The sequence below is a fragment of the Ruminococcus sp. genome, assembly GCF_019423705.1.
GTDB lineage: Bacteria > Bacillota > Clostridia > Oscillospirales > Ruminococcaceae > Hominimerdicola.
In genome coordinates, this window is the sequence record NZ_JAHZAX010000011.1 from 1 (window position 1) to 20,054 (window position 20,054).

Sequence of the window (20,054 nt, forward strand, 5' to 3'; positions counted from 1 at the left end):
ACCTGTGACCCTCTGCTTGTAAGGCAGATGCTCTCCCAGCTGAGCTATGCTCCCGTTAGCTGTCGTTTTGAGTTGTATCTCTCAGCGACGATATTTATTATACACTATTCAAGCCCGTTTGTCAAGAGTTTTTTTCAAATTTCTCAAAAAACTTTAAGTCCGCAAACCCTTTATTATCGGGCATTTGAATAGCGTACATAAATTATTCACCAAATGTTATTCTTTTATTAACCCTAATATTTCCTCAGGCGTGAAGTGATATTTCTTCTCGCAGAAGTGACATTCCACATCTGTTCCGCCGTCCTTTGAAAGGTCAACAAGCTGATCTTTGCCCAATGAGATAAGCGCACGCTCTACCCTTTCTCTTGAACAATCGCACTTATAGTTCACCTCAAAATCGTCCAGCACGTTCGGTTCAAGACCTTCAAGAGCCTTCATCGCTATCTCCTCAGTCGTCATACCGCTGCTGATAAGCTTTGTCACAGACTCCATTCCGTTTATATTCTTCTCGATCTGATCTATTGCAGACTCAGGTGCAAATGGCAGCAGTTGGATAAGAAATCCTCCTGCGCAATTGACGCTAAGATCGGGATTGACAAGCACGCCCAGCGCACAAACGCTCGGCACCTGCTCGCTGACCGCAAGATAATTTGTTATATCCTCTGCTATCTCGCCCGAAACTATTGGCACTTGTCCGCAATAAGGCTCTTTAAGGCCAAGGTCTTTAACAACGCTCAGCGTTCCGTTTGAACCCACAGCTCCCCTAACGTCAAGCTTACCCTTATCGTTAAGTGGTATTTCAACGATAGGGTTCTGCACATACGCCTTCACATTGCCCATACTGTCCGATACGCAAATAAGCGCACCGGCAGGGCCGTCTCCTGCAAATCTTACAGTAATACTGTCGTCATTGCCTTTAAGACCAAAGCCCATAAGCGATGTTGCCATAGCAAGTCTGCCAAGACCTGCCGTCACAACAGCCGATGGCTTGTGTATCTCTTCGATCCTCGATACGATATCCTTGCCGTCGATAGCGCTGCACACAACTGAAGCGTCTGCGCTTATAACTCTAACTATTCTTCCCATTATATCAACCTCTGTTTAATCTCTTGCATACATATAAGATCCTCTGAGTGTCCTCAGATACGGCCTTGTCCTCAAAGCCATCAAATTTCCAGATAAGCTCAAAGCCTTGCTTTTTCAGCGTATCGCAAAGCATATCGTCGCCATATATCCTCTCCGTGAAATCCTCGCTGAAGCGTTCGTAAGAGCCGTCCTCCTGCTGTTCAAAGAAATCAAGATAGATATTCACGCTGTCATCGTCGTTAAGCTCGTTCTGCCAAGCGCAGAAAAGTCCGTCAAGATCATAGCAAAACGCATTGTCCGCCAGTATCTTACGGTGCTTATAAGCCGTATTCACGTCAAAAATAAACAGTCCCCCGTCGCAGGTGAACTTTGACACGCTCTCGATAGTCTTTTGAACAGCTTCCACGCTTTCAAGGTGATTGATGCTGTCCAGCACGCATATAACAGCGTCAGCAGCGCCGTAAAGGTCAAGCTCCATCATATCCTGACAAAGATACTGTATGTTCAGACCGCTGTCATAGCGCTTGTCCATAGCCTCTTCAAGCATTTGCTGAGAAAGGTCAACGCCCACAACGTCATAATCAAGCTTAGCCAAAGCCTCGCTGAGCGAACCCGTTCCGCAGGCAAGATCAACAACGACTTCCTTTTCAGAGCTGTACTTTTTTATAAGCTCGTCACATCTTGCGGCGATCTTACCATAGTCCACATTCTCCGTGAGCCTGTCGTAATAATAAGCAAATCTGCCGTAGCCGCTCATTACTTCTCTTCCTTTTCCTTTTTGTCGAGCCTGTCGAACACGATATTATATCCGCCCGAGCCGTCATAGGAAAGGGAGCGGTTCACTCTGCTGATAGTGGCTGTTGAAGCGCCTGTCTCGCTTACGATATCGCTGTAAACGTGATCCTTAGTGAGCATTTTTGCGACCTGAAAACGCTGCGAAAGCGCTTTCAGCTCAGGTATAGTACAAAGATCTTTAAAGAACAGTCTGCATTCCTCAACAGTTTCAAGGCACAGCACAGCCTCATAAAGATCGTCAAGTTTTTTGATCTCAAGTTTTTCTTTCATTATAACAAATCTCCTTTACGTTTTCATATTGTAAAGTGTTAAACCATAAATATATTTTAACACATACCGTCAGAAATGTAAAGGAGAATTATGAATATTCTATATACTATATCTTAATTTTTATTTCTGTTTGGCGTCAAAAAGCCTCTGAACTTAGGCGGTTCATCATTATCCTCGCCGTCCTCAAAGACCTCTTCATCATCACAATCGTCATAGCCGTCCATATCGTCCTCAAAGCTCTCAGCGCCCTCAGACTGCGCCTCAAGCTCCTCTGGTGGGATTATCTCCGCACCCTCGGAAATGTCGTCTATGATGTCTCTCAGCTCCTCTACGCCCTCACCTGTCACAGCAGAGAACTCAACGCAGGTGATATCCTCAAAGCAGGGTATCTCCGTCTTGAAAGCTTCCATACGGGCTTTGCGTGCGGTCGGCTTGAGCTTGTCAGCCTTTGTGAACACGATTATAAATGGTATCTCAGCGTCGATGAGATAATTTATCATCATAAGGTCGTCCTTGCTGGGCGGATGTCTCATATCCACCAACTGAAAGACCAGCGCAAGGTTTCTGTCGCCGTCATCAAGATAGCCGCCGATAAGGCTGCCCCATTGCTTTTTCTCCGATTTTGAAACGCTTGCATAGCCATATCCCGGCAGGTCAACAATGTAGATATTCTCCACCGAGAAAAAGTTTATCGTCACGGTTTTTCCGGGCATAGAGCTGACTCTCGCAAGATTTTTGCGGTTGAGAAGCTTGTTTATCAGCGATGATTTGCCCACGTTCGATCTGCCGGAAAAAGCAAATTCCAGCCTGTCAGACTTCGGTATCTGCGAAAACTTGCCGAAAGAAGTATAAAATTCAGCCTTGTTATAATTCATCTAAATTCCTTTCACGGCAGCAGCCTTTACGCTGTCACCTTTTTTCTTCCGCCGCTTTTCTTATCGTCCTGCGGACTAAGAAGCTCAACAGGCACGCCGCCCTTGTCGTCCATAATCAGCGCAACGTCAAGCACGTCCTGTATCTTCTTTGCAAAAACGAACTCAACGTTCATCTTAACTGCGTCGTCAACTTCGTCAAGATCGCCCTTGTTTGCATACGGCACGATAACAGTCTTTACGCCTGCCTTGTAAGCCGCCATAGTCTTTTCTCTCAGACCGCCGATAGGCAGAACCTTGCCCGTGAGGGTTATCTCGCCAGTCATAGCCACATCAGAGCGCACCTTGATATTGCCCAGCGCCGAGATTATGCCTGTTATCATCGTCACGCCTGCGGACGGACCGTCCTTTGGCACAGCGCCTTCGGGAGCGTGAACGTGGATATCCTTCTTTTCATAGAAGTCCTTCTGTATGCCGTATTTGTCCGCAACGCTTCTGCAATAGCTAACTGCGATCTTTGCGGACTCTTTCATAACGTCGCCCAGCGAGCCCGTCAGCTCTATCCTGCCCTTGCCGTCAAGGACAAGCACTTCCAGCGGAAGCATTACGCCGCCAACGGAAGTCCAAGCAAGGCCGTTTACACAGCCCACAGCGTTCTCGTCCGACACAACATCGGGGAGATATTTCTGATGACCGAGATAATTCTCAAGATCATCCGCCTTGAAAGTTACCTTCTTTACGCCGTCCTCAACGATCTCCTTTGCGGCCTTTCTGCACAGCGAGCCTATCTGTCTTTCAAGATTTCTCACGCCTGCCTCTCTTGTATAGCCGTCGATGAGCTTGTAAACAGCGTCGTTGCAAATGCGTATCTGCGAAGCTTTAAGGCCGTTTTTCTGTTCCTGTTTCTTTATAAGGTGTTCCTTTGCGATATGGAACTTTTCTTCTCTTGTATAACTTGAAAGCTCGATGACTTCCATACGATCGAGTAAAGGCGCCTGTACAGTCGAGAGGGTATTCGCCGTTGTGATAAACAGCACCTCGCTGAGGTCGAAAGGCACTTCGATATAATGATCTCTGAAAGCGTTGTTCTGTTCGCTGTCGAGGACTTCCAGCATAGCTGATGAAGGGTCACCTCTGAAATCGTTGCTCATCTTGTCGATCTCATCAAGGAGCACGACAGGGTTGCGGCTTCCTGCAAGCTTCATCGCATTCATAATCCTGCCTGGCATTGCGCCGACGTAAGTCTTTCTATGACCTCTGATATCGCTTTCGTCCTTTACGCCGCCGAGGGAAACTCTCACGAACTTTCTGTTCAGCGCTCTCGCCACAGACTTAGCGACAGAAGTCTTACCAACGCCCGGAGGGCCGACAAGGCAGATTATCTGACCCTTGATATCAGGGGTCAGCGCTCTTACAGCGAGGTTCTCGAGTATCCTTTCCTTGACCTTTTTCATTCCGTAATGATCTTTGTCAAGTATCTGCTGCGCCTTTTTGATGTCAGTTCTGTCCTTTGTATAGTCGTTCCAAGGCAGAGCAAGCACCGTGTCGAGATAATTTCTCAGCACAACGCCCTCCTGCGACACCATACCCATTTTTGAAAGCCTCTTGACCTCGCCGAGGAGCTTTTCCTTAACCTCATCAGAAGCCGCAAGGGCGTTTATCTTATCTGTATATTGCTGGATATCGCTGCTTTCAGCATTATCCTCATTTTCGCCAAGCTCGTTCTGCAAAGCCTTTATCTGCTCTCTTATGTAATACTCACGCTGGCTGGCTTCGATCTGCGAATGTACTTGGTGGTGTATCTGCTGTTCAAGGTCGAGAACTTCCGTCTCTCTTGTTAGGATAGTCAGCAAAAGCACAAGCTTCTCACCTGCTGACGGTGCTTCGAGCAGTCCTTGCTTGTCAACAAACGGCAGTACGATATTGAAAGCAATGCCCTCAAAAAGCTGTTCAAGTGTCTTTGCGCTGAGTATCTGAGTTATAAGCTCTCTTGGCATTTTCGGCAGAACTTGCGCATACTCTTCAAATGCCGCAAGGACTTCTCTGAAAACTGCGATCTGCTCATTCTCGTCAAGACGCTCCTTAGAATAATTCGGCACAAGCCTTACGTCCGCCTCATAGCAATCGCTATGCTCGTAAAAGTCCGCAAGTCTAGCCTTGTGAACGCCCTCAACGAGACATCTGTAAATGCCGTCAGGTGCTTTGACTATCTGCTTGACTCTCGCAACAGTACCCACCTTGAACAAGTCCTTCTTGACAGGTCTTTCAAGGTTCGGGTCTTTCTGGGCGCAGAGGAAAACATATCCGCCGCCCTCCATTGCGTTTCTTATACTCTTTATAGACATTGGCCTGCCAACGTCAAAATGCATTGTCATACCTGGGAAAACCAGCAGGTCTCTTGTGGGCACGCAAGGCATTATACTGTTTGATTTGATATCTATTTTATCTTTCATAGCCGCTCCGATCCTTACTTTATCATCATCGGACAAAAATAAAGCTTTTGCCTTTTCCGTCCTCTGAAATATAATAACACATTTTAACCCCGTTTGCAACCCCAATGTATACAAAAAGAGGTACCCTATAAAGGATACCTCCTGCAATAGAAATCAGCTATTAGTCAGCTACATATGGAAGAAGCGCTACGTGACGAGCTCTCTTGATAGCAGTTGTGAGCTCTCTCTGGTGGTAAGCGCAGGTTCCTGTTACACGTCTAGGGAGAATCTTTGCTCTCTCTGTCATACATTTTCTGAGCTTTGCGATATCTTTATAGTCGATCTTTTCAGCTCTGTCTGCACAGAACATACAAACCTTCTTACGACCTCTCTTCATAGGTCTAGTATTTCTTTCCTTCTCCACGGTAAAATTCCCTCCTTACGGAAAATAATAAGTTCAAAACGTTATAAGCTTAGAATGGTACTCCGTCGTCGCTCAATACCTCTTCAAAATCAGCAAGGTCGCCAATGGACAAAGCGTCATTTGCAGGAGCATTGTTATAGTTATTCTGATTGGCATTATTATTGTAAGACTGCTGTGGCTGTGAATATCCGCCGCCCTGTGGCTGCTGATAGCCGTTATTCTGATAACCGCCGTTTGAGTAGTTATTTGAATAATTGCCGCCCTGAGCCTTTGGCTCGCCTGTGAAAGAAACGCTGTCAACATTTACATCAGTAGTATAATGCTTTACGCCGTTCTTATCATCATAAGAACCTGTTCTCAACTGACCCTCAAGAGCGATCATTCTGCCCTTTGCGAAGTATCTGTTTATGAACTCTGCTCTCTGTCCCCACGCAACGCAGGAAATAAAATCAGTCTGTCTTTCAGCACCTTGACGTACAGGACGATCTACCGCAACATTGAAACGCAGAACTGCATTTCCGCTAGGCGTCTGTCTGACTTCAAGATCCTGAGTGATCCTACCCATTAAAATAACTCTGTTAAGCATAACTTTACCCTCTCTATTCAGCTTACTTTACTGTTACTAAGAAACGGATAACGCCGTCTGTGATGCCGAGGATTCTCTCGAGCTCAGCAGGGAACTCAGGCTTAGATGTGAATGACCACAGTACATAAGTACCCTCTGTTTCATAGTTGATAGCATAAGCCAGCTTGCGCTTGCCCCAGTTGCTGAGTGTAACGTCGCTAGCGTTTGCCTCGATCAGGTCGTTGAACTTAGCTGTGAGTGTGTTTACAGCCTCCTCGTCGAGCTTGGAACTGAAAATTACCATAGCCTCATAAGACTCATTGATTTTTGCCATTGCTTTTGCACCTCCCTTTGGATTTCGCCTGTGCCTGCAATAAACACAAGCAAGGATAACTTAATTATTATATCATAACACTTAAAATGTGTCAAGACCTTTAGAAGAAATACTTTAAACTTTTTGTAAACTTATCAGCCGAAAATCTTGCTGAAAGCGAAAATGCTGCCCACAACAAGGGTCATATACACAGCGAAGCCGAGGAACACAGCGCCCCAAGAAGTGCCGCCCTTTGCGGATATCCTCTCGCTGATCTCCTCCTCTGTTCCGTCGCTGTTTCTTATCTCACGGATATCTTTCTGCGCTTTCTTATAATAAATATAGTTTGCAAAGAAGCCCGAGAAGAATTGCAGCGCCATTGAAACATACCAGCAGGCCGCCGAAACGCCTTGAAAAACACGTCCGCTGACGTTTATTCCGATATCCAGCACAACGCCCATAGTGCCGCTTGCAAGATACTCGATAGCCGTTGGCACATTAAGAAGCGCCGTTGCCACAAGCATTACAATGCCGATAAGGTTCATCTTCCTGTACAGATAATAAAGATGAGGGAAGAAGAACGCCGCAAAATTCAGCGACACCTTTCCGCCGAATTTGCCGAAACGAATAAAGTTCGACAGATACACCAGCGGATTAGACTTGACATATTTTGCATAGTCGTCAAGTTTTATGCCCTCAAGGTCGGTCTCCTTATCGAAAATGACCTGCTTTGCAAATGGATTGAACTGAGGCTGACCCTCCTGCCCCGGTTTTGCGATGTTAGGGGCGTTCTGCTGACCTGCGCCCATACCGTTCATATCGTTGAAAGGCTGTTCGGGAGCGTCCTCGGTTTTCATAAGGGGCGTGCCGCACTTTTCGCAGAAAAGCTTGTCCGAAGGGTTTTCAAAGCCGCAGCGTATACACCTTATGCCCTCAGAGCCGCCCTGTTCTTCCTCGTGCTCCTGCCCCCAGCTTCCGCCGCTTGCGTGGAGCTCCTCATTTATACATTTTCCCTCTTTCAGATAACATTCACGATGATAAGGCGTGCCGCAATCAGGGCACACAACGATATCGTCGCCCTCTTTGAATACCTGTCCGCAGGAAATACATTTTGCACCTATAAAGTTTGACATAATGTTTATCCTTTCTTTTCGGGCTATACCCGCCCGTCATTTTATCATTATAGCACACTTGAAAATAAAATGCCATAGTTTTTTATATTTTTTCTTTACTTTTCACAAAAAAAGTTATATAATATATATTGGTTTATTATGAGCCTGCCAAGAAACGCAAAATGTAGAGGAAAATTGTTGTTCGACAAGGCTCACGACAATTTGCGTCCCCGACAGCCCATCGAAGCGCTGACATTGCGATTGTGACTTGAGTGGGACATCAATTTATCTGCGAGTAACGGTGAGCAGATAAATTTCGCCATCCCCTACACTCTATGATACTGATAATATATTGTATATTAAGATATAAGGAGAATTTTTATATGGTATTTTTAGAAAACCTCAGATCAGAGCTTGAAGCGCTCCGACCTGTCATAACAGAGCTTCACGATGTTTACGATATCGAGCGTTCACAAGAGCGTATCGCAGAGCTTCACGAAAAGGCTGCCGAGCCTAATTTCTGGGACGATATGGAAAACTCTCAGAAAGTTTTGCAGGAGACGAGAAATCTCGAGGGCAAGCTTGAAAAGTACAACAAGTTCAAGACTTCTTTCGAGGATATCGAGGTGCTGCTCGAAATGGCTGCCGACGAGGGCGACGATGATATGATCGACGAGATACAGGGGGAGCTTCAAAAGCTCAAGGACGGACTTGACGCCGCACAGCTGGACACCCTCCTCACAGGTGAATACGATCACAACAACGCTATCATAAACTTCCACGCAGGCGCAGGCGGAACAGAGGCGCAGGACTGGAGCGAAATGCTTTTCAGAATGTACCATAAATGGTGCGAGAGCCACGGCTTCAAAATGACTACCCTTGACTATCTCGAGGGCGGCGAGGCTGGTTTGAAGAGCGCTTCCGTTATCGTTGAGGGAGAAAACGCTTACGGCTATCTCAAGAGCGAGGCAGGCATACACAGACTTGTGCGCATATCGCCGTTTGACAGTTCGGGAAGCAGACACACATCGTTCTCAGCCGTTGACGTTATGCCTGAGATCGACGACAACATCGAGGTAGATATCCGCCCCGAGGACATCAAAATGGACGTTTACCGTGCCAGCGGTGCAGGCGGACAGCACATCAACAAGACATCTTCCGCTGTCAGACTTACCCACATTCCGACAGGTATCGTGACGGCTTGTCAGACCCAGCGTTCGCAGTTCCAGAACAGAGAATACGCAATGAAAATGCTCAAGGCCGAGCTTATCAAGATAAAAGAGCGTGAGCACCTTGAAAAGATCGAGGACATCAAGGGCGTTCAGAAAGAGATCGCTTGGGGTGCGCAGATACGCTCCTATGTATTTATGCCATACACCCTTGTAAAAGACCACCGCACAGGCTTTGAGAACACCAACGTCAACGCTGTTATGGACGGCGATCTTGACGGCTTTATAAACGCTTACCTCAAGGCGCTTTCACTTGGCGAGATCGAGAAATAATAAAATCGCAGAATATAAAAAACAAAGGACGGCTGATATCGGTCGTCCTTTTTGTGTACAAAAAAAGGGACGGTCAAGCCGCCCCTTTGATAATAATATTACATCTTAGCTCTTTCCTTAGCTCTCTGAGAGTTGCTGAGGATACGCTTTCTTATTCTAATGCTCTTTGGTGTAACTTCGAGAAGCTCATCATCAGCAAGGAATTCAAGTGAATCCTCAAGGCTGAGATTTCTCGGCGGAACAAGTCTCAGAGCGTCGTCCGAACCGCTGGCACGGGTGTTTGTAAGGTGCTTCTTCTTGCAGACATTTACAACAAGATCTTCCTGCTTTGGTGAAGCGCCGACGATCATACCTTCGTATACAGGTGTGCCTGCTGTGATGAACAGCTCGCCTCTCTCCTGTGCGTTGTAAAGGCCGTATGTCACAGCCTCGCCTGTTTCAAATGCGACCAGCGAACCAGTTGCTCTCTTAGGGATCTCGCCCTTGTATGGCTCATAATCGTGGAATACTGAGCTCATAATGCCCTCGCCCTTTGTGTCTGTGAGGAATTCGCTCTTATAGCCGAAAAGTCCTCTTGCAGGGATAAGAAACTCAAGTCTCATTCTGCTTCCGACAGGTGCCATTTCCTGAAGCTCGCCCTTTCTTGCGCCGATCTTCTCCATAACAGAGCCTACGCAGCCCTCAGGAACGTCGATAACAAGTCTCTCGATAGGTTCGCAAAGCTTGCCCTCGATCTCCTTGAACAGAACGTGAGGTGTTGAAACGCCCAGCTCATAGCCTTCACGTCTCATATTTTCGATAAGGATAGAAAGGTGCATTTCGCCACGGCCTGCGACCTTGAATGAATCTGTGCTGTCTGTTTCGGAAACTCTGAGGGAAACGTCCTTGAGAAGCTCCTTGAACAGTCTGTCTCTCAGGTGACGGCTTGTTACAAACTTGCCCTCTCTGCCTGCGAAAGGCGAATTATTTACAGAGAATGTCATTTCAACAGTTGGTTCTGATATCTTCACGAACGGAACGGCCTCGAAGTTGCCGAAATCGCAGATAGTATCGCCGATGGTGATATTCTCGATACCGCTGATACAAACGATATCGCCTGCCTTTGCGCTCTGACAAGGCACTCTGTTAAGGCCTTCGATCTGATACATAGTAACGATCTTGCCACGATATTCCTTCTTAGTCTGATGATAGTCGCCGATAGTAACATCCTGATTTACCTTCATTTCGCCACGCTCGATACGGCCGATAGCGATTCTGCCCACATACTCGTTATAGTCGATAGCTGAAACGAGGTACTGCATAGAGCCTTCTGTATCGACTTCCGGAGCAGGGATATAGCTGAGTATCTCATCAAAGAGAGGTATCATATCCTTGCCCTCTTCATCAGGCGAGAACGTAGCTGTACCTGCTCTGCCTGAGCAATAAAGGATAGGGCTGTCAAGCTGCTCATCAGTAGCGTCGAGGTCCATAAGAAGCTCGAGGACTTCATCGCCGACCTCGTTAAGACGAGCGTCAGGTCTGTCTATCTTATTGATAACGATGATAATCTTATGGCCGAGTTCAAGGGCTTTCTGAAGCACGAATCTTGTCTGAGGCATAGGACCTTCGGCAGCGTCAACAAGCAGGATAACGCCATTAACCATTTTGAGTACACGCTCGACCTCTCCGCCGAAGTCAGCGTGGCCCGGAGTGTCGATAACATTGATCTTGACGTCCTTATACTTGATAGAAGTATTCTTAGCGAGGATAGTGATGCCTCTCTCACGCTCGATATCGTTAGAGTCCATAACTCTTTCTTCAACGGCCTGATTCTCTCTGAAAGTACCGCTCTGCTTGAGCATTTGGTCAACGAGGGTGGTCTTTCCGTGGTCAACGTGGGCGATAATGGCAACGTTTCTCAAATCTTCTCTTATCATACATATTCCTCCGTTTTATATAGGTCTATACTGCCTCTGACACAGCCGACATTCCCCTGCCGACTGGAAACTATTGCTTATTTTAAGGTATTAGCGCTTTGTGTAACAATTTGCTTAATATATTTTGCAAAAACTATAAACAAGCAAAAATCTGAATATATTTTCTCCCATTAACTGAAAGAAATCCGTATAAAATCACAAAAAGCCTCTAAAACACAAAAGAACCCTGCGGAAATTTCCGCAAGGTAACTTTACTAATTCGCTATTATACCACAAAATCCGCACTTTGTCAAGCAGGGGCTTGCCCCTGCACCATTTTTTAATTTTGGGACGGCGTCCTCGACAGCCCATCGAAGCAATGACGTATCGTTCTATCAATTGACAAGACGAATGACATTGTATACATTCTTAAACGAACTGCATAAATATTGCGTTCCCACTCTGACACGGGACGTCGAGGACGCCGTCCCCTACATTTTTGACAGGTTAATCAACAAAGCGATATCAGAACACCAAGCTGTCTATCTCTGCAAGTTCATCCTCTGAAAAGTCCAGCTTGTCAAGGCAAGCGATATTCTCCACGATCTGTTCGGGACGGCTCGCACCCATTATCACAGTCGTCACAGCCTTGTTGTGCAGCACCCAAGAAAGCGCCATTTGCGATAGCTTCTGACCCCTTGCTGCGGCGATATCATTGAGCCTGTTCAGCCTTGCGACCATTGCTTCATCAAGCTCGCTCCTTATCCAAGTATCGCCCCTGCCGACCCTTGAATCCGCCGGTATGCCTTTGAGATACTTGTTCGTCAGAAAGCCCTGATACAGCGGCGAGAACACAGCTATGCCGAAGCCCTCTTCAAGCGCAAGCTTGTCAAGCCCGTCACGCTCTATCCAGCGGTTGAGCATTGCATATGAAGGCTGATTGAGGACGAAAGGCGTTTTCAGCTCACGGAAAATTTTCAGTATCTCCGCCGTGTCCGCCCTGTTGTAATTCGATATGCCAACGTAAAGGGCTTTGCCCTGCTTCACAGCATTGTCAAGGGCTAAAGCGGTCTCTTCAAGGGGCGTTTCTGGGTCTCTGACGTGGTGATAGAACACGTCAACATACTCAAGCCCCATTCTTTTCAGCGATTGGTCAAGGCTTGCTGTAAGGTACTTCCTCGAGCCGTTCCTGTCGCCATATGGCCCCGGCCACATTTCATAGCCTGCCTTTGTGGAAATGCACAGCTCATCACGGAACTCTCTCAGCCCTCTGTCAAGTATCCGTCCGAAATTCTCCTCCGCCGAACCATTATATGGATTGCCGTAATTGTTCGCAAGGTCAAAGTGGGTGATACCATTATTAAAAGCAGTATGCACCATTTTTTCCATATTATCAAAGCTGTTTCGATATCCGAAATTCTGCCAAAAACCCAGCGATACCGCCGAAAGCTTCAAACCGCTTTTTCCGCAGCGGTTGTATATCATTTTATCGTATCTGTTATCATTTGGTATAAACATTGTAAAAAGCCTCCTGTATGTTCCATTAAGAGCCATAAAAGTGCGTATTTTCGCCTTTATGACTAAATAATCCACTTAACTTTTATGATTATAGCATATTGTTTTTGATTTGTCAATGTGCTATAATTGAATGTGCTGTGTAATAAAAATATGTGCGTTATGTACAATTCGAAAAATGCTTAATCGTTAATTGGTTACTTATCAAAGAAAGGCGTATAATATGAATGATATGAAAAGAATAAATAAAAAGAAGTTTGCCGCCGCTGCTTGCGCCCTGCTTATGACGGCTTCAATGCTTGCAGGCTGCGCAAAAGAAACTGGCTCTAGCACAAGTTCAAAGTCTGAAAGCTCCGCCGACAGCCGAGTGACCACTACCACCACTCAGCCTATCGTCACCCTGCCCACGACAACAAAGCAGGATATCAACCCAACCCCTGCCACATACGAGAGCCTTAACGCTGACAAGTCCGAGAAAGAAAAGTTCAAGGAAAGCGTTCAAGCCAAAAGCAAGATACCTGTCATCAGCATAACAACAAAGGACGAAGAGGACATCGTCTCCCGTGAGAAGTACATTTCCTGCGTGGTGGACGTTTTCAACTGCGATGAAGCCAACGAGATAACCGAAGCTTCCGCAGGGGTGAAAGTTCGTGGCAATTCCAGCGCTTATTATGGCGACGTCAGTCAGATACTCAGAAATCAAGTGCCATACCGCATAAAGTTCGATGAAAAGACCAATATGCTGGGGCTCAATAACGGCGCTGAATGTAAAAGCTGGGTGCTTCTGAAATCCGACTGGGACTTGATACGCAATGATATCGCTTTCCGCTTTGGCAGAGCCATTATGGGCGACAGCAATTTCTGCTCCGACGGTCAGCTTGTCCACGTTTATGTCAATGAAAAGTTCGTTGGCGATTATGAGCTTTGCGAGCAATGTCAGATTAATCCAAACAGAGTGAATATCACCGAACCCGAAGAGGGCTATACAGGCACAGATATCGGTTATTATCTCGAGCTTGACAACTATGCCGAAAGCGAAGAAGGCAACCATTATATCTCAATGGACTATGAAAAAGCCACAGTCACCGATATAAACGGCGAAACAAGGCAGTTCGTCCCTGCGGAATATTCTATCAAGAACGATCTCTATTCACAAAATCAGATAGATTTTATCGACAAGTATATGAACAACCTCTTTAAGATAGTGTACGAAGCCTGCGAAAATGGCAAGTATTACAAGTTCGATGAAAATTATGACCTTGTTGATTCAGAAGTCGCCACAGCCGAGGAAGCTGTTTCCGCCGTTATGGATATTGATTCCGTCCGTGATATGTACATTCTTTATGAGATAGTTCACGATTACGACTGCGGCGAAGGCAGCTTCTTTATGTGCGTTGATTTTGACAAAAACAGCAAGTGTGAGAAGCTGAAATTCACTTCCCCGTGGGACTTCAACTGGGCATACAACGACAGCACGGAAAAATATTACGCCGCCGCATTCACCGACCAAAGCTTTGTGAACCAAAACGGCGACCGCTCCAACCCTTGGCTCATTATCCTTGGCAAGCAAGACTGGTTCATCGACAAGGTAAAGGACAAGTGGACGCAGATGAACAGCGAAAAGCTCCTGAAAGGCTGTATCCAAACTGAGCGTGACTACCTCGCCGAATATGACACAGACCTGCGCAAGGGCGAAGAATGGGGTCCCGATTCCGCTGAAGACCTTTTCTACTGGATAGAAAACAGGATATACTGGCTCAACAGCCAATGGGTAAAAAAGTAAACTGACAGCACAAGGCAGCACGTCTTAATGGCGCAGCTGCCTTGATAAATTTGCCAATAATGTAAATAGGCTCTCAAAACAATATTCATAAATTGCACTTGAAATAGGCCGCAAAATGCTTTATCATAGTTTTATAAAATATACAAATTTAATATCAAGAGGTAAGATATGTTAGATAAATTATTCAATCTAAAACAAAATCACACCGACACTAAAACGGAGATAATGGCAGGAATGACCACATTTATGACAATGGCTTATATCCTCGCTATCAACCCCAGCATTTTAGGCAGCACGGGAATGGACCCAACGGCGGTGCTTCTCGCCACCTGTATCGCTTCCGTTATCGGCACGGTATGTATGGGACTTATGGCGAACCTGCCTTTCGTCCTCTCCGCAGGAATGGGGCTGAACGCTTTTATGGCGTACACGGTCTGCGCAGGATACGGCTATGACTGGCGTGTGGCTCTGCTGGCGGTGTTCATCGAGGGTATCGTGTTCATAGTCCTTTCGCTGACAAACGTCCGTGAGGCTATCTTCAACGCTATCCCTGTGGTGCTTAAAAAGGCCGTGTCCGTGGGTATCGGTCTTTATATTGCTTTTATCGGACTGCAAAACGCAGGCCTCTGCGTCAAAAGCGACGCCACTCTTGTGACAATAACAAGCTTCCGCAAAAACTTCTCCACCTCGGGAATATGCGCACTTCTCACAATCATCGGCTTGTTCCTCACAATAATACTCTATATAAAAAATGTCAAAGGTTCTATCCTTATCGGAATAATCGGCACTTGGGCGATCGGAATGATATGCCAGCTCATCGGCATTTATGTGCCCGACCCTGCAAACGGCTACAATTCCCTCTTCCCTTCAATGTCAATGACCAACTTCTCAAAGCTTGGCGAAACTTTCGGCGAGTGCTTCAATGTTGATATGGGCAGCGTTGGCATACTGAACTTTATCGTGGTGATATTCTCATTCCTCTTCGTTGACCTTTTCGACACGCTGGGAACGCTCATCGGAGTATGCTCAAAGGCTGATATGCTTGATAAAGACGGCAGACTTCCGCAAATAAAGCCTGCCCTTCTTGCCGACGCTATCGCAACAACATCTGGCGCAGTTCTGGGAACTTCCACCACAACAACTTTCGTTGAATCCTCCGCAGGCGTTGCAGTCGGCGGACGAACAGGTCTTACAGCTATAACGGCGGCGGTACTTTTCGCCCTTTCAATGTTATTTGCGCCAATATTCATCGCTATCCCTTCGTTCGCAACAGCACCGGCGCTCATCGTTGTGGGCTTCTTGATGTTCAGCTCGATCTCAGAGATAAAGTTTGCGGCAAATGACTTCACAAAGTCATTCCCTGCATACCTCTGTATCCTCGCAATGCCGCTGTTTTACAGCATTTCCGAGGGCATTTCACTTGGCATAATCTCATACGTCGTTATCAATCTCGTATGCGGCAAAAAGAAAGATATCAAGCCCCTTATGTACGTCCTTGCTGTGCTTTTCGTCCTCAAGTATATATTCCTATAATTCACAAAACTTTTCAATGCCGTTCAGAAATGTTCGGCATTGTTTGATTTTAAACGCAGAATTTCAGACAAGGAGAGATAAAAATGAACAATGCAGATAAGATAAACGCCGACAGATTTAAAGGCTTTGCGGAAGTTTACGACAACAGCCGCCCAACCGTTCCAGCGCAGGCAATAGAGCTTATGCTGGGCTATCTCGGCAAGACGGCGGACAGGGTCGTTGACCTCGGCTGCGGCACGGGCTTGTCAACAGCCGCTTGGAAATGCCACGCAAAAGAGATAATCGGCATTGAGCCAAGCGACGATATGCTCGCTCAGGCAAACAAAAAAGCCGACGATGATATCCGCTTTGTGAAAGGCTTTTCAGATAACACAGGCCTTGAAGCGAACAGCGCAGATATCGTGGTTTGCTCCCAGTCATTCCATTGGATGGACCCTGTAAACACGCTGAAAGAGGTGGACAGGATACTAAAAAAAGGCGGCGTTTTCGCAACAGTTGACTGCGACTGGCCTGCGGTCTTTGACCTTGAAGCGGAAAAAGAATACGACAAGCTTTTCACCAAAGTCAAGCGTATCGAACTTGAAAACGATCAGATAAACCGTACATTTTCACGCTGGGATAAAGAGCACCACCTCGAGAACATCAAAAAGTCGGGGGTATTTTCATACGTCCGTGAGATAGTTTTTCTCAGCGATGAGCCTTGCACGCCCCAGCGTTTTATAAACCTCGCCCTCAGTCAAGGTGGCTTGCAGGCAATCCTCAAGGCCGACCCCAGCCTTATCCAAAGCGACCTTGACAGCTTCATCGCCGTCACCAAAAAAGTCGTCGGCAAGGAAAAATGTCCCTTCTGCTATCGTATGCGCATTGGCGTAAAGTGAGAAATAAGCACAAAAAAGACCGCAGAGCATTTCGCCCTGTGGTCTAATTTTGTAAAAATCTTATCCGATATCCTCAGCCATTATGATATCGTTGAGCTTCTCAACAAGCACCTGTGCCGCCTTTGTGTGGGTCTTTGCAGTCGGATGCCAGTTTGCGGCAAAGCCGTCGTTTGCGCCGTCCTGCTCGGTGAATTTCATCGCCGAAATGCGCTTGTCATCGTTCTTTGAAAGATAAAGCTCCAGCGCCTTTTCAACAGAAGCGAATATCCTTTCACCCATAATTCCCACGGTGCAGAGTATGTAAGCCTGTGGATTGCGTGAGCGGACTGTCTCGAGAAACTCAGCGTAAAGCTTTGAAAAGCCCTGCTGTCTGTCGGCATAGTCACGGCAGTAGCTGTCGTCATTCGTGCCGAGATTTATGACAATGATCTGCGGAACGAACCTGTCGAAATCCCACTTGATATCCTGTGGCTTCTCGCCGCCGAAATCGCCCCTTGAATAGCCGTAGCTGTCGTAAAACTGTGGGATAGTCTCCTCGCTGTAAGGCACGTCGCCCTCGGTATAGCCCGAGATTATGCCGTAACCGCTGGCAGAGAACATACTGTAATCAGCGTCGAGCGCCTGTGCCGTTTTGTAAGCGTAAGCCTTTGTGACGTCCTCAGTATCGGTGGAAAACTGGTGCTCAGCGTCCTCATCGTCAACGCCATAGCCGCAGGTTATTGAATCGCCGATAAACTCGATCTTCAACTTCTTGTCCGCCGACTTTGCTATCAAAGCCTTGTCGTCAGCCTCAGCCACAACGCCCACCGCCGACATTGGCGATTCTGTGAGCTTAACGATCTTAACTGTGCAGGACTTTTTCGACCTGACGATATCAAAGCTTTTGCGGTCATAACGAACCATTTCGTCGAGAACTCGCTCGCCGTCAATATAAACAGCCATTCTCGACTGCTCCGTTGTGCCGCTGTCCGTTGCGATACTGTCGCCGATAAAAGTCAGCGTGAGCTTTTCGCCGCAGAAATCAAATTCAGCACCCGTGCCAGAAAGGCCAAGCCACATTACGCCGTCCTTAAAATAAGTTCTGCCCACGGTCTTTGTGTACTTATCAAACTGTATTTTCTTCATATCAATATCCTTTTAATTACATTTACGTTTTATATCTTGTCTTTGAACTGCTCCATAAACGCTTTGCAGACGACTGCTCCGCCCTCGCCGTTAGGGTGTCCGCCATAAAGCGCACCTGCCGGGTTCTCGGGTGTTGAAAGCTGCGCCGAAAAGTCAAAATACTCAGCGCCATAGGTCTCGGCGGTCTGCTTTTCGGTCTCGTTGAGAGCCGTTCTGACAGCCTCGTGCTCCTCGTCATAATCCTGTGGGGGAGCGTTGAAAAGTATTGTCTTGCAACCTGCCGCCTGTGTCTGCTCCAAAATGGTGCTTATATAGCCGTTGACCTCGTCTGCGGTGTTTCCGCCGTCGCCGCCATATTCGCCCGACACGATATCATTTGTGCCGAATGCCACGATAACTGTGTCAGCGTTCAGCGCTCTGCCAAGCCAATTGCCCTCTTGTGCGCAGTCGCTTGCTCTCGCCCAACCAAGACCGCAGTTCCAAAAGCTGTAATCTGAACCCAACTCTTGCGCAATTCTTGCAGCCCAAAATTCATAAGCGCTTGCTTCCGTCGCACAACCCTGCGTGATAGAATCGCCGATAGCCGTTACCCTGCTCTTGACGTCCCTTTTTGCGCCGATAAGAAGGGGCAAAGGCATATCATCGCAATAGCTGAAATCGCCGCCGTATTTTGATGATGAACAAGCCGTCAGACCCGACATTTTGTTGCAAGGGATATCCTTGCCCGTCAGCGTCCATTCCCACACAAGATAGTGACCCTCTGGCACGTTCAGCGTAACAGGGTCGCTCCAATAGGTCTCCCCAGAAGCAACGGTCTTTGAACTTTCTCCGCCGAAAGTGACCTCAGTTCTTGAAGTTATCTCGTCCTCGGTGCTCGTTCCGCCGTCGCAGATATAAGCGGAAGCTATTTCATATTCGCCGCCCTCTTTACCTGCATAAGCCTGCTTGCCGTCGGCATTGTATGTGGAATCTATGGTGTTTGAAAAATAGAAAGCATACTCAAGTTCGCCGTATTCCTCAAGCGGAAAATACGCACGATATGTGACCTCGTCAGCTTTCTTTACAATGTAATTATTGCCCGTCGCAACGTATGTGTTGGATACATAAGTATCAAAATTTTCGTCCGTGATCTTGCAGCTCTGAACTGTCGGCTGGACAGCGCTTTCGGCGGAAGAACTTTCGCTCTTAGCCGCCGAACTGCTGTCGCTGCCGCCGCAGGCTGACATTGAAGCAGTCAGCGCCGCAGCCACGAACAGCGATATTATCTTTTTCATCTGTGATTTTCCTTGTCTGTCTCTGTGCTATATACTATTTTTGTATTAGTCCATTGCAGCCTTGATAGCAGCCATAAGCTCGTCATATGTTTCATATGCAGGAAGCTCAGGATACTCAGCCTTAATGCTGTCAGGGCTTTTGAAGAGGAAGCCTGCCTTGCTTGCCTGTATCATACCAAGGTCGTTGTGGCTGTCGCCGCTTGCGATAGTCTCAAAGCCGATAGACTGCAAAGCCTTTACAGTTGTGAGCTTTGACTTTTCACATCTCATCTTGAAGCCTGTGATCTCGCCGCTCTCAGCAACTTCAAGAGTGTTGCAGAAGATAGTAGGATAACCAAGCTTCTTCATAAGAGGGCCTGCGAACTGTGAGAAAGTATCGCTGATGATTATTACCTGTGTGAAGCTTCTCAGCTCGTCAAGGAACTCCTTTGCGCCCGGCATTGGGTCGATAGTAGCGATAGTTTCCTGAATCTCCTTGAGGCCGAGACCGTGCTCTTTAAGGATATTCAGTCTGTACTTCATAAGCTTATCATAATCAGGCTCATCTCTTGTAGTTCTTTTAAGCTCAGGGATACCTGTTGCCTCAGCAAAAGCTATCCAAATTTCAGGAACGAGAACTCCTTCAAGGTCAAGACAAGTGATATACATACTCATAATAGAAAAACCTCCAAAAATAATAT

18 protein-coding genes are annotated in these 20,054 nt (G+C 46.9%); 4 read left to right on the plus strand and 14 right to left on the minus strand.

Annotated features, from left to right (window positions below):
• Positions 1–216 precede the first annotated feature (216 nt).
• From hslO to QZ371_RS09690, 9 genes are all read right to left on the minus strand, one after another.
• Positions 217–1,086 carry an Hsp33 family molecular chaperone HslO gene (gene hslO / locus QZ371_RS09650; protein WP_295211985.1) on the minus strand — a complete coding sequence of 290 codons (870 nt, stop codon included), beginning with the start codon at positions 1,084–1,086 and terminating at the stop codon, positions 217–219.
• Positions 1,087–1,090: 4 nt separating this feature from the next.
• Positions 1,091–1,843 (minus strand): class I SAM-dependent methyltransferase, encoded by a 753-nt coding sequence (locus QZ371_RS09655; RefSeq protein WP_295211987.1) that lies wholly within the window; start codon positions 1,841–1,843, stop codon positions 1,091–1,093.
• Positions 1,843–2,151, minus strand: a complete 309-nt coding sequence (locus QZ371_RS09660) for a YerC/YecD family TrpR-related protein (RefSeq protein WP_295211989.1) — start codon at positions 2,149–2,151, stop codon at positions 1,843–1,845. Before QZ371_RS09660 ends, QZ371_RS09655 begins: the two co-directional genes overlap by 1 nt.
• A 113-nt stretch (positions 2,152–2,264) precedes the next feature.
• Complete coding sequence (gene yihA / locus QZ371_RS09665; protein WP_295211993.1) at positions 2,265–3,026, minus strand: ribosome biogenesis GTP-binding protein YihA/YsxC; 762 nt, start codon at positions 3,024–3,026, stop codon at positions 2,265–2,267.
• Positions 3,027–3,052: 26 nt separating this feature from the next.
• Positions 3,053–5,476, minus strand: coding sequence for an endopeptidase La (gene lon, locus QZ371_RS09670; protein ID WP_295211994.1), 2,424 nt, complete (start codon positions 5,474–5,476; stop codon positions 3,053–3,055).
• Positions 5,477–5,636: 160 nt separating this feature from the next.
• Entirely contained in the window at positions 5,637–5,852 is a 216-nt protein-coding gene (gene rpsR, locus QZ371_RS09675; protein WP_295212108.1) for a 30S ribosomal protein S18, read from the minus strand.
• Between the two features lie 76 nt (positions 5,853–5,928).
• Positions 5,929–6,465, minus strand: coding sequence for a single-stranded DNA-binding protein (locus tag QZ371_RS09680; RefSeq protein WP_295211995.1), 537 nt, complete (start codon positions 6,463–6,465; stop codon positions 5,929–5,931).
• 22 nt (positions 6,466–6,487) lie between these two features.
• Positions 6,488–6,778, minus strand: coding sequence for a 30S ribosomal protein S6 (rpsF, locus tag QZ371_RS09685; RefSeq protein WP_295211996.1), 291 nt, complete (start codon positions 6,776–6,778; stop codon positions 6,488–6,490).
• A 134-nt stretch (positions 6,779–6,912) separates the two neighbouring features.
• The gene (locus QZ371_RS09690; protein ID WP_295211998.1) at positions 6,913–7,890 is read right to left on the minus strand and encodes an RING finger protein; all 978 of its coding nucleotides are present in this window, start codon (positions 7,888–7,890) and stop codon (positions 6,913–6,915) included.
• Between the two features lie 362 nt (positions 7,891–8,252).
• On the opposite strand from QZ371_RS09690, the gene prfB reads away from it, so the two are divergent.
• Positions 8,253–9,371, plus strand: a complete 1,119-nt coding sequence (gene prfB / locus QZ371_RS09695) for a peptide chain release factor 2 (RefSeq protein ID WP_295211999.1) — start codon at positions 8,253–8,255, stop codon at positions 9,369–9,371.
• A 98-nt stretch (positions 9,372–9,469) separates the two neighbouring features.
• On the opposite strand, the gene typA is transcribed toward prfB, so the two are convergent.
• Both typA and QZ371_RS09705 read right to left on the minus strand, forming a co-directional pair.
• On the minus strand, positions 9,470–11,287 hold the full coding sequence (gene typA / locus QZ371_RS09700) for a translational GTPase TypA (RefSeq protein WP_295212000.1): 1,818 nt from the start codon (positions 11,285–11,287) through the stop codon (positions 9,470–9,472).
• A gap of 504 nt (positions 11,288–11,791) precedes the next feature.
• Positions 11,792–12,784 (minus strand): aldo/keto reductase, encoded by a 993-nt coding sequence (locus QZ371_RS09705; protein WP_295212002.1) that lies wholly within the window; start codon positions 12,782–12,784, stop codon positions 11,792–11,794.
• Positions 12,785–13,004: 220 nt separating this feature from the next.
• On the opposite strand from QZ371_RS09705, the gene QZ371_RS09710 reads away from it, so the two are divergent.
• From QZ371_RS09710 to QZ371_RS09720, 3 genes are all read left to right on the plus strand, one after another.
• Complete coding sequence (locus QZ371_RS09710) at positions 13,005–14,564, plus strand: hypothetical protein (protein WP_295212003.1); 1,560 nt, start codon at positions 13,005–13,007, stop codon at positions 14,562–14,564.
• A gap of 168 nt (positions 14,565–14,732) precedes the next feature.
• On the plus strand, positions 14,733–16,097 hold the full coding sequence (locus QZ371_RS09715) for an NCS2 family permease (RefSeq protein ID WP_295212004.1): 1,365 nt from the start codon (positions 14,733–14,735) through the stop codon (positions 16,095–16,097).
• An 83-nt stretch (positions 16,098–16,180) separates the two neighbouring features.
• On the plus strand, positions 16,181–16,975 hold the full coding sequence (locus tag QZ371_RS09720) for a class I SAM-dependent methyltransferase (RefSeq protein ID WP_295212005.1): 795 nt from the start codon (positions 16,181–16,183) through the stop codon (positions 16,973–16,975).
• A 60-nt stretch (positions 16,976–17,035) separates the two neighbouring features.
• On the opposite strand, the gene QZ371_RS09725 is transcribed toward QZ371_RS09720, so the two are convergent.
• Genes QZ371_RS09725 through thrH form a run of 3 tightly spaced genes read right to left on the minus strand, consistent with a single transcriptional unit; the run spans position 17,036 to position 20,022 of the window.
• Complete coding sequence (locus QZ371_RS09725) at positions 17,036–18,100, minus strand: SGNH/GDSL hydrolase family protein (protein WP_295212007.1); 1,065 nt, start codon at positions 18,098–18,100, stop codon at positions 17,036–17,038.
• A 29-nt stretch (positions 18,101–18,129) separates the two neighbouring features.
• On the minus strand, positions 18,130–19,374 hold the full coding sequence (locus QZ371_RS09730) for an SGNH/GDSL hydrolase family protein (RefSeq protein ID WP_295212008.1): 1,245 nt from the start codon (positions 19,372–19,374) through the stop codon (positions 18,130–18,132).
• A 45-nt stretch (positions 19,375–19,419) separates the two neighbouring features.
• Complete coding sequence (gene thrH / locus QZ371_RS09735) at positions 19,420–20,022, minus strand: bifunctional phosphoserine phosphatase/homoserine phosphotransferase ThrH (protein WP_295212110.1); 603 nt, start codon at positions 20,020–20,022, stop codon at positions 19,420–19,422.
• Positions 20,023–20,054 lie beyond the last annotated feature (32 nt).

Bases quoted from the DNA above. Each gene is read 5' to 3' on its own strand.
- QZ371_RS09690 (WP_295211998.1), bottom strand. From the start codon at position 7,890: ATGTCAAACTTTATAGGTGCAAAATGTATTTCCTGCGGACAGGTATTC.
- thrH (WP_295212110.1), bottom strand. From the start codon at position 20,022: ATGTATATCACTTGTCTTGACCTTGAAGGAGTTCTCGTTCCTGAAATT.
- typA (WP_295212000.1), bottom strand. From the start codon at position 11,287: ATGATAAGAGAAGATTTGAGAAACGTTGCCATTATCGCCCACGTTGAC.
- rpsR (WP_295212108.1), bottom strand. From the start codon at position 5,852: ATGAAGAGAGGTCGTAAGAAGGTTTGTATGTTCTGTGCAGACAGAGCT.
- QZ371_RS09705 (WP_295212002.1), bottom strand. From the start codon at position 12,784: ATGTTTATACCAAATGATAACAGATACGATAAAATGATATACAACCGC.
- QZ371_RS09730 (WP_295212008.1), bottom strand. From the start codon at position 19,374: ATGAAAAAGATAATATCGCTGTTCGTGGCTGCGGCGCTGACTGCTTCA.
- QZ371_RS09710 (WP_295212003.1), top strand. From the start codon at position 13,005: ATGAATGATATGAAAAGAATAAATAAAAAGAAGTTTGCCGCCGCTGCT.
- lon (WP_295211994.1), bottom strand. From the start codon at position 5,476: ATGAAAGATAAAATAGATATCAAATCAAACAGTATAATGCCTTGCGTG.
- QZ371_RS09720 (WP_295212005.1), top strand. From the start codon at position 16,181: ATGAACAATGCAGATAAGATAAACGCCGACAGATTTAAAGGCTTTGCG.
- QZ371_RS09715 (WP_295212004.1), top strand. From the start codon at position 14,733: ATGTTAGATAAATTATTCAATCTAAAACAAAATCACACCGACACTAAA.
- QZ371_RS09680 (WP_295211995.1), bottom strand. From the start codon at position 6,465: ATGCTTAACAGAGTTATTTTAATGGGTAGGATCACTCAGGATCTTGAA.
- QZ371_RS09725 (WP_295212007.1), bottom strand. From the start codon at position 18,100: ATGAAGAAAATACAGTTTGATAAGTACACAAAGACCGTGGGCAGAACT.
- rpsF (WP_295211996.1), bottom strand. From the start codon at position 6,778: ATGGCAAAAATCAATGAGTCTTATGAGGCTATGGTAATTTTCAGTTCC.
- QZ371_RS09655 (WP_295211987.1), bottom strand. From the start codon at position 1,843: ATGAGCGGCTACGGCAGATTTGCTTATTATTACGACAGGCTCACGGAG.
- QZ371_RS09660 (WP_295211989.1), bottom strand. From the start codon at position 2,151: ATGAAAGAAAAACTTGAGATCAAAAAACTTGACGATCTTTATGAGGCT.
- yihA (WP_295211993.1), bottom strand. From the start codon at position 3,026: ATGAATTATAACAAGGCTGAATTTTATACTTCTTTCGGCAAGTTTTCG.
- prfB (WP_295211999.1), top strand. From the start codon at position 8,253: ATGGTATTTTTAGAAAACCTCAGATCAGAGCTTGAAGCGCTCCGACCT.
- hslO (WP_295211985.1), bottom strand. From the start codon at position 1,086: ATGGGAAGAATAGTTAGAGTTATAAGCGCAGACGCTTCAGTTGTGTGC.